The sequence below is a fragment of the Pseudomonas sp. 67(2021) genome (genome assembly GCF_017491835.1).
GTDB classification, from domain to species: Bacteria; Pseudomonadota; Gammaproteobacteria; order Pseudomonadales; family Pseudomonadaceae; genus Aquipseudomonas; species Aquipseudomonas atacamensis.
This window is the reverse complement of record NZ_JAFGYL010000015.1, coordinates 98,131-111,968: the sequence shown is the minus strand read 5'-3', so window position 1 is coordinate 111,968 and position 13,838 is coordinate 98,131. Positions and strand designations below refer to the sequence as shown.

Below are 13,838 nucleotides of genomic sequence, written 5' to 3'. Positions count from 1 at the left end.
TGTGCCTGCACATAAACCTCAAACCCACGCAAATCCCCCTGTGGGAGCGAGCTTGCTCGCGAAGGCTGAGTGACAGGAGAAGCATTCTTCGGCTGACCCACCGCATTCGCGAGCAGGCTCGCTCCCACAAGGGTCTGCAGTGTTAGTGGCTATCAGGTAATTCTTCTTCAGATTCAGTCTTCGTCCGCGCAGGTCGTGGGATCAGCGCTTGGATCACGTCATCAATCAAGGCCTTGCCCATCACCGTCAGGTAATGCACAGCCCAGGCGTGGCGGTCGGTGTCTTTGATGAAAGCAGCATCCTCGGCGAAGGATTTGGCGAGGGACAGCAGGTCGGAGGATTGGGACAAGGCATCGATGATCGGAATGCCGGAGCGGACGTTGAAGAACGCTTGATCCGAGTTGTAGAGGAAAGGGGTGAAGCCGATGGTTTTAACGCTTGCGAGTCCGTGCAGATCAGGTTCGGTCATCGTGTTACTCCTTAGTTCGAAGCGCCGCGACTTTCGTTACCACGCGAAAGGGAGGCAACTGTACGCAGGGTGGTAAACCGGGAACCAAGGAAACCGGCACGCTCGAAAGCGTCCCACGCACAGCCGCCATAACTCGAGGAGCGGGCTGTTGCGATGGTTTCTCCGGGTTACCACACCCGATCGCTGAATGGGTCAGCGACGTCCGGAGAGTATCCCGTTGAAAAACAGCGCAATAGAGCGGCACAGCGGCCCAACAAGAGTTTCGGAGTTTGCCTACAAGGTCTGTGGCCGTCATCTGATATTGCGAGACTGGAAGTAAACGATACTAAACGTCACGCACGAAGCGACGTGTGCACAGCATTCAGGTTCGTATGACGGCATCAGCGGAACAAGAAGTACAGGATGAACCAGAGGAGCTTCGGATCGAAAAGGAGGCCAGTGAACGATTGCTCATCTTTGATTTGGTCCGCGCAATCAGCCATGACGATATGAGGGCAAGGTATGCAGCGATTAGTGATCGACCCAAGGGCTTGACGACCCGGCCTCGGCAGTGAGATAAGTGTCCACGTTTTATGGAATGTGGACACTCGAGGTTTTGAGCTAAATGAAGAGTCAAGACATTTTACTTTTGTTCAAGATGGCCAGTCTCCACGCTCAGGAAGAGAACCTTTTGGGGGAGATGGAGGCCGAATCGAATTCGGACAGGGTCGAAGAGCTGCTCAGGCCTTATGTCGTCAGCCCGATGACCGCAGGGGAGAGTGTGGGGAAGCCATTGGTCACCTACTCCACTGATGGGGAAGACACAATCTTCCAACACCGCGAACTCGATTCGCCTTTCGCTGATGGGCCAGGCTGGGAGGGTTGGGCGGAACCAGCATCTGATCCACCGCTGACAAGTTGGAGCGATCGGTACTCTCTGCGTGCGCTGTCTGCCTCTCTCGGACTGAGCAAAAGCGAAGTCTCAAATGCTCTCGCCCGATGCCGGGAATCCGGATTGCTCATCCATGACTACGACACCGGGCTTGCCAAAGTGCACCGCCGGGAACTGCTGAAAATTACCGAGTACGCGCTGAAGTACTTCTTCCCGGTCAAGCCTGGCGCGATGGTTCGTGGCATACCCACAGGCTTTGCGGCGCCTGCGCTGTCCAAAAGCATCAAGAGTGCGGGTGGTTTGATTCCGGTCTGGCCGGATGCGCAGGGAACCGAGCGAGGCCAAGCGATAGAGCCGCTTTACAAAACAGTGCCGGAAGCGGTGAAAAAAGACCGGATCCTTTACCACTATCTGGCGCTCGCTGATGCAATCCGTCTGGGTGGTCCGCGTGAGTGTGGTGTGGCAATCAGTATTCTGAAGGCAGGGATGGGGCTTAAATAACATGTCGTCAAACGCGGATCACAACTACGAACTTATTGAGTTCGTGGCTGAAGGCTTGGGCGAGGCGTTTCTCGCCGAAGTTGCTTTTGTTGGCGGTTGCACAACTTCCATGCTGGTTACAGATACAGCCGTGCTGGACGACATTCGTTTCACTGATGACGTTGATTTAGTGATCGAGTTGGCCGGTATCAGCGCCTGGAACCAACTCACTGAGCGGCTGGCTGCCAAGGGATTCAAGATCACCGGTGAGGACGAGGTCAATTGTCGTTTTCGCTTCAATGACGTTGTTGTGGATGTCATGCCTTCCGACCCTGCAGTACTCGGCTATGCCAACCGCTGGTTCGTCGAGGGGCTGGCGAGTGCGGATAAATTCACCTTGCCCAGCGGCACTGTCATCCAGATATTCCAGCCCACGTATTTTCTCGCGACGAAACTGGAAGCTTTCGCCGGTCGGGGAAATGGTGATCCTTATCACAAGGATGTCGAGGACATGATCATCTTGATCGATGGTCGGCCTGAGCTGTTGGAGGAGGTGGGCCAGGCCGACAGCGACCTTAAGGCGTTCGTCACAGATGGAATCCGCAAACTGATGGCGCTCGACGGGGTTGGCTATGTGATCGAAAGTTCAGGCTCGGTGCAGGCGAATCCAGGCAGAGGGCAGATTATTCACAGGCGTTTGAAAGCGCTGGCCAGCGCATGAGATACCACTCCCGATCAATCACTGGGCAAGCCAGCAGGGCAAATAATGACTATGCCGGAGCGACCTGTGAGGGTGACGGTGGTTTTTTTGTTGTCGCGGATGGCACTTCCAGGCGCGGCAGTGGACAGCTGGCTGAAAGCTTCGTAAGCGGCATGTTGGCGGCTCATTCCACACGGATGGAGCAGGGGGGCTATCCTGCAGAACCCGAAGCAGTTGAGCGTCTATTGGGTTCAATACTGGCGGATTTTCATGCGTCGTTGCCTGCTGATCAGACGGGAGCCATCTGTTACCTGATTGGCTTGGTCGCTCATGACCGACTCACCATTGCATATGAGGGAGACTGTTCATGCGGGATTGTTACGCTGGCGGGAGCCATCGAGTGGATTACGCCACCTCACTGCAAGGCCAATTGGCGGCGCGACCGTTCGCACTGTGAGTTGGCGCAAGACCCCGCGCGAAATTCGGTAACACGATGCTTGAAAATCAATCGGGTTCCGAACCCTGACTTTGTTTGTTGTGCACTGAAGGCTGTTGAGCGCTTGGTATTTGTCACTGATGGCTTTTGGGCGGACTTGACGCAAGCCCAGCAAAGCATTTTGTTGGCGGCGCCGGATAGCGACTTTAGCGTTGGCGACGATGATGTCACGTGGATAGATGTTCAGCTTGGCCAGCGCGACTGACGAGTTGCCTGAATCCAGCGCAACCCCTTGTAGGAGCGAGCCTGCTCGCGAAGGCGTAGTGTCAGTCGACGAATCTGTAAACTGACCCACCGCATTCGCGAGCAAGCTCGCTCCCACAGGGATTTTGGTGGCTGTTGGGATGTAAAAAGCCCCCGTAACTGCGAAGTTGCGGGGGCTTTTTGTGGATGCGCTTCAGATCACTCTTCGGCGACCGAGTTCTTGCTCTGACGCTTCTCGATCAAGTCCACCAAACGCTTGGCCAGCGCCGGGTAGTTCTCGTCGAAGTGGTGGCCGCCAGGCAGCTTCACTGCCTCACCCACTGCCGTCTTGTCCGTGCAGCCGCTCTCGTCGGTTTCTTCTTCACCATAGATGCACACAACCTTGGCGGCTGGCAGCTTGGCCATTTCCGGGCCGGTGGCGGCTTCTTTGCCGGCGTTGCCGAGCCAGCCTTCGACTTCGATTTCGAAGCTGCCGGTGCGGGCGAAGGCGAGCAGGATGATCGCGTCGACGCGCTGCTGTTCGTTCTCTGGCAGGCGGTTGTAGATCGCCGGGAGTACGTCAGCGCCGAACGAGTAGCCGGTGAGGATGAAGCGCTTGGTGCCCCATTTCTGCCGGTAGTGCTGCATCAGTTCGGTGAGGTCGAGTGCGCTTTGCTCCGGGCTCTTGTGCTGCCAGTAGTAGCGCAAGGTATCGATGCCGACCACCGGGAAACCGATCTTGGCCATTTCCCCGGCCACGTCGCGGTCGAGGTCGCGCCAGCCGCCGTCGCCGGAGAGGAACAGGGTCACGGTGTCGTTGGCCTGACCGGCCGGCACTTCCACGACCGGAATCGCCAGACCGCCGTTGGCCTTGTCGCCACCGACGAGGATTTTGCGCAGTTCGTTGTTCAGCACTTGCGACAGGTTGATGTCGTAGTCGCTGATGCTGGTTTCGGCGTTCGGCTGATCGCGCACGAAGCCTGCGCTGGCATCGTCCGGGTTGTCGTTCCACGCCACCAGCCAGTGGCCGTGGGCGGCGGATTTCGGCAACAGGTGGGTGCAGCCGGGTTTTTCCAGAGCCAAGTCGACGGAGATGGCCTGGGCCTTATCGTCTTTCTGTTCCGCCAGCCAGCGCCATGCCAGCACAGCGCCTGGGCCGATGCCGCTGACCAGGGTGGCCGGGCCATTCAGTTCGCGCAGGCCTGATTGCAGGGCGCGGCTTTGCAGCAGGCAGTCCTTGGGCAGAATCACCTGAACGATCTGCGCCGAGGCGCTGCGGCTGAGGGTGGTCAGTTGTTTCTCGGAAAGCTTCTGTTCGTCGGTGACGGCCACCAGCACCTGAGCCTTCGGCTTGTTGCCGGGGATCACGCGGGTCATGGCCGTGCCATCGGCGGGTTTCAGTTGTTCGACGGTCGGTTCCGGTGCCGGACGTTTGAGGTACCAGTAACCGCCGCCGGCAATCACGGCCAGCACCAGCAGGGCGGCCAGGATGTACTTCAGGGAGCGTTGAATCATCAGCGTTTCACCAATCCAGTCAAGCCGCCCGCGATCAGGGCAGCAGTGTCGGCCAGCGCCACGAGCGGATCGAGTCCGGCGGGCACGGCCATATAACGGGGTTCCCAGTCAGGCTGGAACTTGTCTTTGAAGCGGCGCAAGCCTTGGAAGTTGTACAGCTGCTCACCACGGCGGAAAACCATCGAGCCCAGGCGCTGGGTCAGCGGTGCGCCGCGCCGGGGTTGCAGCCCCGACAACGGCACCATGCCCAGGCTGAAGCGCGCGTATCCGTGACTCTTATAGTGTTGAATCAGGCCGACCATCATGAATTCCATGGTCAGCTTGGGCGCTTCCGGGTGCGCGCGCATCAGGTCGAGACTGGCCAGATCGTGGCTGTAGGTCTCGAGCAGATTGGCGAACGCCACCGGGCGGCCTTCGAAGCGAATCACCGCAATGCGGAAATGCTTCAGGTAATCGTCGCTGAAACGGCCGAGGGAGAAGCCTTTCTCGCGCACGTTCTTGCCCGTCAGCCAGGCATCGGAAATCACTTTCAGCTCGTCCATCGGCGCCTGGCCCGGCTCATGGATTTCCAGCGACAGACCATCGCGGGTGCCACGGTTCCAGGTGTAGCGCAGGTCCTTCATCTCCTTGCCCTTGGCTTCCAGATCGAAGCGCAGCAGATCGACCCGGGCTTCTTCGCCGAGCTTGATCGCAGTCAGGCCGATGTCCATGTAGTACGGCAGGTTCTCCGCGCGCACTTGATAGAACACCGGGCGCGTGTGATGGATATCGCAGAGATCGCGGAACTGCCAGATCATTTCCGCACGTTGCTGGCTCGGCCCGATCGGGTCGTACAGCGCCACCAGACTGCGGCCACGACGGGCGTACATCAGGAACGCCTCATCGTTGGGATGAAACAGCAACGCCTTGTCACCGGTCAGCGCGAGGCCACCGTCGGGTTGCGACGAGGCCATGAGGATTTTCGCCGCGCGATCCAGTTCGTCCGGCGTCGGCAAGTGAATCACCGGGCGCGCCGTGCGCAGCAGCCAGGTCAGCGAGATGATCACCAGCAACACCGCCGCACCGAGCAGCGAGCGCAGACCGCGCGGCGCGTCAGCGTCGAGGGTGAACTGCCACCAGAGCTGATGGCTGTAGGGCACGTCCTGATAGGCGAACAGCAGCAACCAGGCCGAAGCGCCCAGAACGCACAGGCTTGCGACCAGATACAGCGGCGAAAACGGCAGTTCGGTCAAACGGCTCGGGCGATAGAAGGAGCGGCGGAACACGCCGAGCAGGGCGGCCGTAAACGTCATCAGCGTGGCTTCTTCCCAGTCGAAGCCTTTGAGTAGCGAGAGCAGGGCGCCGACCAGCAGCAGAATGACGGTCAGCATCCACGCCGCCGACAGGCGTCGGCGCAGACCTTGGGCGAGCAACAGACACAAAACGCCAATCAGGCTGGCGCCAAAGTGCGAGGCATCGACCAGACGATGCGGGATCAGAAAGCCGATGTGCTCCAGGCGCGTGTCGATTTCCGGTGTGGCGCCGGAAAACAGCAGCACCACGCCAGACAGAAACACCAGCACCGCCAGAACCGGCGCGGCCAGACCGGACGCCGCGCGCATGGTCTGGGATTGGAACAGGCGCTGGCCTTCGTTGATCAGCAGCAATACGCAAGCGACCAGCAGCGGCAGCACCACGTAGATCAGGCGATACAGCAGCAGTGCGGCTGCCAGTGGGGCGGCGCCAAGCTTGTCGGCAAATGCGGCGAGCAGAATTGCTTCGAATACACCGACGCCGCCAGGTACATGACTGAGGACACCGGCGGCGAGTGCCAGCAGATACACCAGCAGGAACGGCGCAAACGGCGGCGCTTCCGGTAGCAATAAATAGAGAACGGTGGCGGCAGCCGCGACATCGAGAGCGGTGATCACCAGTTGCAGGAACGTCAGGCGCCGACCCGGCAGACGCAGGGTGCGCCGCCCGGCACGAACCAGCAAATTGTCGGGGTAGGGTTGTTCCGGCAGACGACGGCGATAGATGCCGATCGCCAGCACTGCACCGAGGATCAGTACGGCAGCGGCGACCGAGCCGAGCAAGACTTCGGACAGTCCCAGCGCTTGCGAGGCGGCGGGCAGGTTGCTCAGGGTGGCCAGCGCTGCCAGTGGCGGCAAGGCGCAGCCCAGCGAGAGGCTGGCAAATAGCGTCATGTGCGCAACTTCCGACGCACCGACGCCCAGTCGCGCATATAAACGATAACGAACCGAGCCGCCGGACAGCAGCGACAGACCAATGGCATTGCCAATCGCAAATGCAGTGAAGCCGCCGAGCGCGAGGGTGCGCGGCGGCAGTTTCACGCCAGCGTAGCGGCTGGCCGACCATTCATAGCCGAGCAGAATGATGAAACCGACCACGGTCGCGCCAATGGCGCCAAGCAGGGCGGGCTTCGGCACGTCAAGAATCGAGTCATGCAGCGCGTCGAGATCAAGCTCGGCGAGCAGATGGCGGCAGGCAATCAGGGCAATGGCAAACAGCAGCAACGTGACGGCCAGACCGATCGGCTGACGGTATTTGCTTAATCGATCCAGCCAGCGCAAACGCTCGGGTTTGATCGGTTGTTCTGCTGTAACGGTGTCTTGTGGATCAGACGAGTTGGCGCGCATCAATCACCTCTTGGATTGTGCGCGACAGGATGGAGGTATCCAGCCAAGTTACCAATCCCTGTAGAAAAAAATAATCACAAAATACTACGCCTCTCGTCGGGCATCGGCGAGGGCAGTTCCTGGATTGCAGAAACCCTGTCTGCGACTCAAGCATAGTCGCAAGTCAGTGGTTCTGATGATCCCCAGCGGTTCACTGCACAGTGACAGATCATTGTTGCGAAAGGACTTTTTCAACAGATACAAAAAAGGCCACTCTTTCGAGTAGCCTTTTTTGATGTTTGGTTGCGGGAGCCGGATTTGAACCGACGACCTTCGGGTTATGAGCCCGACGAGCTACCAGACTGCTCCATCCCGCGTCTGTGTGGCGGCATTCTACAGGCGAACGACGAGGTGTCAACCGCTAATCCCGGAATGGGCCAAATAACTGCGAAATCGCGGCAAACGGTCGCAGGTGATGCGTAAGTTTCGGAAATGCAACGAATTGCCGTTTCGCTAGCGATTGAGCAGGGCGCCCGTTTGCAAAACAGACGCGCACAAAAAAGGCCACTCTTTCGAGTAGCCTTCTCTGATGTTTGGTTGCGGGAGCCGGATTTGAACCGACGACCTTCGGGTTATGAGCCCGACGAGCTACCAGACTGCTCCATCCCGCGTCTGTGTGGCGGCATTCTACAGAGGTTCGCCAGTGTGTCAACCGTCGATCTGGATAAATCTGTTGAGGTTCAAGCGCTTAGCGTCTTTTCGCGGCGGTTGGCCGGCGCGGAGGGCAGGTGGTGCAAGGCTTTCAGCTCTATTGCCCGTTGATCTATGATTGAAAAAATAAATTCATCGGAAATCTCCTACGGTCGGAAAAGAACATTCAACCACTGGTGCTATATACAGGTGCCAATGAGATACTGCCGCTCCGGCTTGCCACGTTGTCTTTTTCCGACATGACCCAGCGAAAAATCATCCACATCGACTGTGACTGTTTCTACGCCGCCATCGAGATGCGCGATGATCCGCGTCTGGCCGGCAAGCCGTTGGCGGTGGGTGGTTCGGCGGATCGGCGCGGGGTGATCGCCACCTGCAACTATGAAGCGCGCGCCTATGGTGTGCGCTCGGCCATGGCTTCCGGTCACGCGTTGAAATTGTGCCCGGACCTGACCATCGTCAAGCCGCGCATGGAGGCTTATCGCGAAGCGTCGAAGGAAATTCATACGATCTTTGCCGACTACACCGACCTGATCGAGCCGCTTTCGCTGGACGAGGCCTATCTCGATGTGTCGGACAGCGCGCACTTCGGCGGCAGCGCCACGCGCATCGCTCAGGACATTCGTCGCCGGGTCTCCAATCAGTTGCACATCACCGTTTCCGCTGGCGTTGCGCCAAACAAGTTTCTGGCGAAGATCGCCAGCGACTGGAAAAAACCCAACGGTTTGTTCGTGATCACCCCGGATCAGGTCGAGGAGTTCGTCAGTGGTCTGCCGGTGAGCAAGCTGCACGGCGTCGGCAAGGTCACCGCCGACAAGCTCGGCAAGCTTGGCATCGTTGACTGCCAGCATCTGCGCGAGTGGGGCAGGCTGGCGCTGGTGCGCGAATTCGGCAGTTTCGGCGAGCGCTTGTGGAATCTCGCCCGTGGAATCGATGACCGGCTGGTGCACAACGACAGCCGGCGTCAGTCGATCAGCGTGGAAAACACCTACGACGTCGATCTGCCGGACTTGCGCAGCTGCCTGGACAAATTGCCCGAGTTGCTCGACACCTTGAAAAACCGCATGGCCCGAATCGACAGCAGTTATCGACCGGGCAAGCCGTTCGTCAAAGTCAAATTTCATGATTTCACCCAGACCACGTTGGAACAGGCCGGGGCAGGGCGGGACCTTGGCAGTTACCAGTTGATGCTGACGCAGGCGTTCAATCGCGGCGGCAAACCGGTGCGGTTGTTAGGGGTAGGAGTGAGGCTGGAGGATCTGCGCGGCGGGTTTGAGCAGATGGAGTTGTTTGAGCGGTAGATTCGCGGCGCCTGGCAGGGCCTCTTCGCGAGCAGGCTCGCTCCCACAGTTAGAATGCATTCCTCTGGGGGAGCGAGCCTGCTCGCGAAGCTTTTAAGCTTTAATTCGGTCCCGGATCAGCCACTAAGCGCCCGGCATCCTTGGCCAGAGACTTGAGAAACTCAGTCTGCAACTCAGGATCATTGCGGGTCAGTTCGATCAGGCTTTGTTCCAATTCGCTGGCTTCTTCTTCCAGGCCCAGCTCCGACAGGCGTTTGACCCGGTGTACCCACTGGCTCACCTCATCATCTTCCAGGTCGTCATAAATCAGCCCGTGCGCCTCGATCAACTTGCCGCGCAGGTGGCCGCTGAGCATCAGGGTCGAGTCGGTATGCACGTCGTCCTTGGCGTCTTCGACACTGATCTGCAAGCGGCCAACATGGTTGAGGTCATGTTCGGCGAAAGGGCTATCGAGCAGATTCAAGCGCAGCACGCCGTTGCGGTCGGTAGTCATGTCGAAGGTCTGCTTGCCGGCCTTGACCTGCACCGGTCGTTCGCTCCACGGCAGGCTCGAATACTCCGTGCGCTTGTCGCGCTGGACTTCGTCGATGCCCGCGAGGTTCTGCTGCGCGCGACCATTGGACTGCACGTTCATGAACGGGTTGAGCCCGGCGAAACCGTAGCTCAGCCAATCCTTGGTGACGCTGTCCGGCAGGTTGCCGAGGGCAAACACGTTGACCACGTTCGCACCGACACCACCGACCACGGCCACCGCGCCCAGCGGAATTTCGTAGACTTCGCGCCAGGGTTGATAAGGCGTGTAGCGGTCGTAACGGCGGGTGACCTCGAACTCGGTGACTTCGAAAGTCTTCTGCTCGTTGATCTTCACGCGTCGCTGCGGCAGCTCGAGCACCTTGGGCTCGCCGACATCGATCTGCAGGCTGTGATCGAGCAGTTTTCGCTCGACCCGCTCTTCGTGCTCGCTGCGTTGCGACATGTGATTGGCGCAGCCGCTGACCAGCAGGGCGCCGCACAGGGCGGCGCCACCGAGGCCTAAGGTGTTTCGCTTGAACATGACGTCTCTATCTGGTTTCAGCGGCGGATACGGGCCTGAAGGAAGGACACAACATCGGCCACCGGCAGTGCTTGCGCCTCTGCTTCGGAACGACTCTTGTATTCCAGGTTGCCTTCGGCGAGGCCGCGGTCGCTGACCACGATCCGGTGTGGAATGCCGATCAGCTCCATGTCCGCAAACTTGATGCCCGGGCTGGTTTTCTTGTCGCGATCGTCCAGCAGCACTTCGAAGCCGGCCGCCGTCAGTTCGGCGTACAGCTTGTCGGTGGCTTCGCGCACCTGCTCGGTTTCATAGCGCAGCGGTACCAGCGCGATCTGGAATGGCGCCAGGGTGTCGCTCCAGATGATGCCGTTGGCGTCGTTGTTCTGCTCGATGGCAGCAGCCACCACGCGCGATACGCCGATGCCGTAGCAACCCATTTCCAGAGTCACCGGCTTGCCGTTTTCGCCCAGCACTTCGCACTTCATCGCCTTGCTGTACTTGTTGCCCAGCTGGAAAATGTGGCCGACTTCGATGCCGCGCTTGATTTCCAGCGTGCCTTTGCCGTCCGGGCTTGGGTCGCCGGCGACGACGTTGCGCAGGTCGGCAACGGTCGGAACCGGCAGATCACGCTCCCAGTTCACGCCGAAGTAGTGCTTGTCGTCGATGTTCGCGCCAATGCCGAAGTCGCTCATCATCGCGACCGAGCGGTCGATGATGATCGGCAGCGGCAGGTTCAGCGGGCCGAGCGAACCGGCGCCGGCGCCAATCGCGTCACGCAGTTCGGCATCGGAGGCCATGACCAGCGGGCTGGCCACGCCAGGCTGGTTGGCAGCCTTGATTTCGTTCAGTTCGTGGTCGCCACGAATCACCAGCGCGATCAGCTTGCCTTCTTCTTCGGCGTGGACGATCAGGGTCTTGATGGTCTTTTCAATCGGCAGATTGAATTTTTCCACCAGCGCCGCGATGGTCTTGGTGTCTGGCGTATCGACCAAGCGCAGTTCTTCGGTTGGCGCGGGGCGCGAGGTTTCCCGTGGCACCGCTTCGGCTTTTTCGATGTTCGCCGCGTAGTCGGAGCCGTTGCTGAAGACGATATCGTCTTCGCCGGACTCGGCCAGCACGTGGAATTCGTGGGAACCGGCACCACCGATCGAGCCGTTGTCGGCTTCTACCGGACGGAATTTCAGACCCAGACGCGTGAAGATGTTGCAGTAGGCTTCATGCATGCGGTCATAAGTGATCTGCAGTGACGCCTGATCAGCGTGGAAGGAGTAGGCGTCCTTCATGATGAATTCGCGGCCGCGCATCAAACCGAAGCGTGGGCGGATTTCGTCGCGGAATTTGGTCTGGATCTGGTACAGGTTGATTGGCAGCTGTTTGTAGCTGCTCAACTCGTTGCGCATCAGATCGGTGATCACTTCTTCGTGGGTCGGGCCCGCGCAGAAATCACGACCGTGGCGGTCTTTGATGCGCAGCAGCTCAGGGCCGTATTCTTCCCAGCGCCCCGATTCCTGCCACAGCTCGGCCGGTTGGGTGCTCGGCATCAACACTTCTAGAGAACCGGCAGCGTTCATTTCTTCGCGAACGATGGCTTCGACCTTGCGCATGACTCGCAGGCCCATCGGCAGCCAGGTGTACAGGCCCGAGGCAAGCTTGCGGATCATGCCGGCGCGCAGCATCAGCTGGTGGCTGATCACGACCGCGTCGGAAGGCGTTTCTTTCTGTGTGGCGAGCAAAAATTGACTGGTGCGCATGGTTGGCCGTTGTCGGTTGCTATGACTGGAAATGACGGAGCAGTGTACCGGCGAGTTTTGCTGACGTACAGAAGTGTGGCCGGCGGAAGGCGCCAGCGGCGGGATTCCTCCCGCCATTGGCGAAGCGTCCTACGATTCTTCGGTGACGGGCGTCGGTGCAGGCTCGGGCGTCGGTGTTTGTCCTTCGCGGCGGCGCTCCTGGAACCAGTGCAGCGCGATCAGTAGCAGCGTCGGCACGCCGAGCAGGGCGGTAATGAGGAAGAAGCTGTGATAGCCGAACTTCTCGACCAGCACGCCGGAATAGCCGCCCATCAGGCGCGGCAGCAGCAACATGATCGAGCTGAGCAGGGCATATTGCGTAGCGGAAAACTTCAGGTTGGTCAGGCTCGACAGGTAGGCAACGAACGCCGACGTCGCCAGGCCCGAGCTGAAGTTGTCGAGGGAAATGGTCACCACCAGCATCTGCAGGTTCGGGCCCATGTCCGCGAGCATGACGAACAGCAGGTTGGTCGCTGCCGAAGAAACACCACCGATAAACAGGATCGGCAGAATGCCGAAACGCACGATCAACAGGCCACCCATGCCGGCGCCGACGAGGGTCATGATCAGGCCGAAAATCTTGCTGACACTGGCGATCTGATCCTTGGTGAAACCCTGGTCAATATAAAACACGTTGGCCATGACGCCCATTACCGTGTCGGACATCCGGTAAGTGGCGATCAGGCCCAGCAGCAACAGCGCCTGCCAGCGATAACGCAGGATGAAGTCATTGATCGGCGTCAGTACCGGCGCCAGTCCGCGCCGGCCCATGGCCGACAGGCACATCCCCGTCAGCAATATGTAGAGGATGGCGCGCAGAAAGGCGCGATCTTCGAGGAGCAGGTCGAGCGGGCTCATGTCGCCAAACAGCACGCCGGCAAAATCCGTGTTGTACAGCTGGGTGAACATCGCCGGCACGGAAACCAGCAAAACGATCAGCACGAACACCGACATCAATTGATGCATGAACGTGTAGCGCCCGGCCTGCAACTGCGTGCGCAGCGGCACCGGTGGTTCGCGCATGAACAGCGTAGTCAGCAGTGCGGGCACCATCAATGCGCCAAACAGTACATAGGTGCCGGTCCACGCCGCGTGCTTATAGTTGAAGCCGGTTGAGCCGAAACCTTCGGCGAAGAACAGCGCGCCGGCGGTGGCGAGCAGGGCAGCAACACGATAACCGGACATGTAGCTGGCGGCGAGGGCGGCCTGGCGGCTGTCATCGGCGATTTCCAGGCGATAGGCGTCGACCGCGATATCCTGCGTGGCCGAGGCGAAGGCGACGACGACGGCAATGGCGATCAGCCAGGACAAATGTTTTTGCGGATCACAGAAGCCCATGCCGATCAGCCCGAGAATCACCAGTGCCTGGGAGAGCACCAGCCAGGAACGGCGGCGGCCGAGCTTGCCCAGCAAGGGCAGGCGCCATTGGTCAAGCAGGGGCGACCAGACCCATTTGAACGCATACGCCAGGCCGATCAGGCTGGCATAGCCAATGGTTTCACGGGCCACGCCTGCTTCACGCAGCCATACGGAGAGCGTCGAGAACACCAGCATGTACGGCAGGCCGGCGGCAAAACCGAGCAACAACAGCACGAGCGTCGAAGGACTGGCATAGGCGGCGAGCGCGGCGCGCCAGGTTTTACGGGGCATGGGCTGAAGTCTGCCTCA

The 13,838-nt window shown here is 59.6% G+C and carries 10 protein-coding genes and 2 tRNA genes; 4 read left to right on the top strand and 8 right to left on the bottom strand.

The features are described from left to right. Positions 1-142: 142 nt before the first annotated feature. Positions 143-469 (bottom strand): DUF3077 domain-containing protein, encoded by a 327-nt coding sequence (locus J5M66_RS18645; RefSeq protein ID WP_207808260.1) that lies wholly within the window; start codon positions 467-469, stop codon positions 143-145. Positions 470-1,073: 604 nt separating this feature from the next. Here J5M66_RS18645 and J5M66_RS18640 point away from each other — a divergent pair. Genes J5M66_RS18640 through J5M66_RS18630 form a run of 3 tightly spaced genes read left to right on the top strand, consistent with a single transcriptional unit; the run spans position 1,074 to position 3,221 of the window. Continuing rightward, positions 1,074-1,841 carry a hypothetical protein gene (locus J5M66_RS18640; protein ID WP_016771400.1) on the top strand — a complete coding sequence of 256 codons (768 nt, stop codon included), beginning with the start codon at positions 1,074-1,076 and terminating at the stop codon, positions 1,839-1,841. A gap of 1 nt (position 1,842) precedes the next feature. After that, positions 1,843-2,541, top strand: a complete 699-nt coding sequence (locus J5M66_RS18635; RefSeq protein ID WP_125918031.1) for a hypothetical protein — start codon at positions 1,843-1,845, stop codon at positions 2,539-2,541. Beyond that, on the top strand, positions 2,538-3,221 hold the full coding sequence (locus tag J5M66_RS18630; protein WP_125918032.1) for a serine/threonine protein phosphatase: 684 nt from the start codon (positions 2,538-2,540) through the stop codon (positions 3,219-3,221). The genes J5M66_RS18635 and J5M66_RS18630 overlap by 4 nt, the downstream gene beginning before the upstream one ends. A gap of 197 nt (positions 3,222-3,418) precedes the next feature. On the opposite strand, the gene J5M66_RS18625 is transcribed toward J5M66_RS18630, so the two are convergent. The 4 genes from J5M66_RS18625 to J5M66_RS18610 form a co-directional block, all read right to left on the bottom strand. After that, positions 3,419-4,714, bottom strand: a complete 1,296-nt coding sequence (locus J5M66_RS18625) for an AcvB/VirJ family lysyl-phosphatidylglycerol hydrolase (RefSeq protein WP_122505739.1) — start codon at positions 4,712-4,714, stop codon at positions 3,419-3,421. Then, the gene (gene mprF / locus J5M66_RS18620) at positions 4,714-7,353 is read right to left on the bottom strand and encodes a bifunctional lysylphosphatidylglycerol flippase/synthetase MprF (protein ID WP_125918034.1); all 2,640 of its coding nucleotides are present in this window, start codon (positions 7,351-7,353) and stop codon (positions 4,714-4,716) included. Before mprF ends, J5M66_RS18625 begins: the two co-directional genes overlap by 1 nt. A gap of 279 nt (positions 7,354-7,632) precedes the next feature. Further along, positions 7,633-7,709: transfer RNA gene (locus tag J5M66_RS18615), tRNA-Met, on the bottom strand. Between the two features lie 217 nt (positions 7,710-7,926). Next, positions 7,927-8,003 (bottom strand) — tRNA-Met (locus tag J5M66_RS18610). A gap of 279 nt (positions 8,004-8,282) precedes the next feature. Between J5M66_RS18610 and dinB the strand changes: the two genes are divergently transcribed. Then, complete coding sequence (dinB, locus tag J5M66_RS18605; protein ID WP_071174711.1) at positions 8,283-9,344, top strand: DNA polymerase IV; 1,062 nt, start codon at positions 8,283-8,285, stop codon at positions 9,342-9,344. A gap of 100 nt (positions 9,345-9,444) precedes the next feature. Here the strand turns inward: dinB and J5M66_RS18600 are convergent, their stop codons facing one another. The 3 genes from J5M66_RS18600 to J5M66_RS18590 form a co-directional block, all read right to left on the bottom strand. Continuing rightward, positions 9,445-10,398, bottom strand: a complete 954-nt coding sequence (locus J5M66_RS18600) for a hypothetical protein (protein WP_073475925.1) — start codon at positions 10,396-10,398, stop codon at positions 9,445-9,447. Positions 10,399-10,415: 17 nt separating this feature from the next. Continuing rightward, positions 10,416-12,131: a proline--tRNA ligase gene (locus J5M66_RS18595; RefSeq protein ID WP_024011894.1), complete on the bottom strand. Its 1,716-nt coding sequence runs from the start codon at positions 12,129-12,131 to the stop codon at positions 10,416-10,418. 129 nt (positions 12,132-12,260) lie between these two features. Further along, entirely contained in the window at positions 12,261-13,820 is a 1,560-nt protein-coding gene (locus J5M66_RS18590) for an AmpG family muropeptide MFS transporter (protein ID WP_024011895.1), read from the bottom strand. Between the last annotated feature and the right edge of the window lie 18 nt (positions 13,821-13,838).

Excerpts from the sequence above, each read along its gene's own strand:
- J5M66_RS18645 (WP_207808260.1), bottom strand. The coding sequence starts at position 469 with ATGACCGAACCTGATCTGCACGGACTCGCAAGCGTTAAAACCATCGGC.
- J5M66_RS18640 (WP_016771400.1), top strand. The coding sequence starts at position 1,074 with ATGAAGAGTCAAGACATTTTACTTTTGTTCAAGATGGCCAGTCTCCAC.
- J5M66_RS18635 (WP_125918031.1), top strand. The coding sequence starts at position 1,843 with ATGTCGTCAAACGCGGATCACAACTACGAACTTATTGAGTTCGTGGCT.
- J5M66_RS18630 (WP_125918032.1), top strand. The coding sequence starts at position 2,538 with ATGAGATACCACTCCCGATCAATCACTGGGCAAGCCAGCAGGGCAAAT.
- J5M66_RS18625 (WP_122505739.1), bottom strand. The coding sequence starts at position 4,714 with ATGATTCAACGCTCCCTGAAGTACATCCTGGCCGCCCTGCTGGTGCTG.
- mprF (WP_125918034.1), bottom strand. The coding sequence starts at position 7,353 with ATGCGCGCCAACTCGTCTGATCCACAAGACACCGTTACAGCAGAACAA.
- dinB (WP_071174711.1), top strand. The coding sequence starts at position 8,283 with ATGACCCAGCGAAAAATCATCCACATCGACTGTGACTGTTTCTACGCC.
- J5M66_RS18600 (WP_073475925.1), bottom strand. The coding sequence starts at position 10,398 with ATGTTCAAGCGAAACACCTTAGGCCTCGGTGGCGCCGCCCTGTGCGGC.
- J5M66_RS18595 (WP_024011894.1), bottom strand. The coding sequence starts at position 12,131 with ATGCGCACCAGTCAATTTTTGCTCGCCACACAGAAAGAAACGCCTTCC.
- J5M66_RS18590 (WP_024011895.1), bottom strand. The coding sequence starts at position 13,820 with ATGCCCCGTAAAACCTGGCGCGCCGCGCTCGCCGCCTATGCCAGTCCT.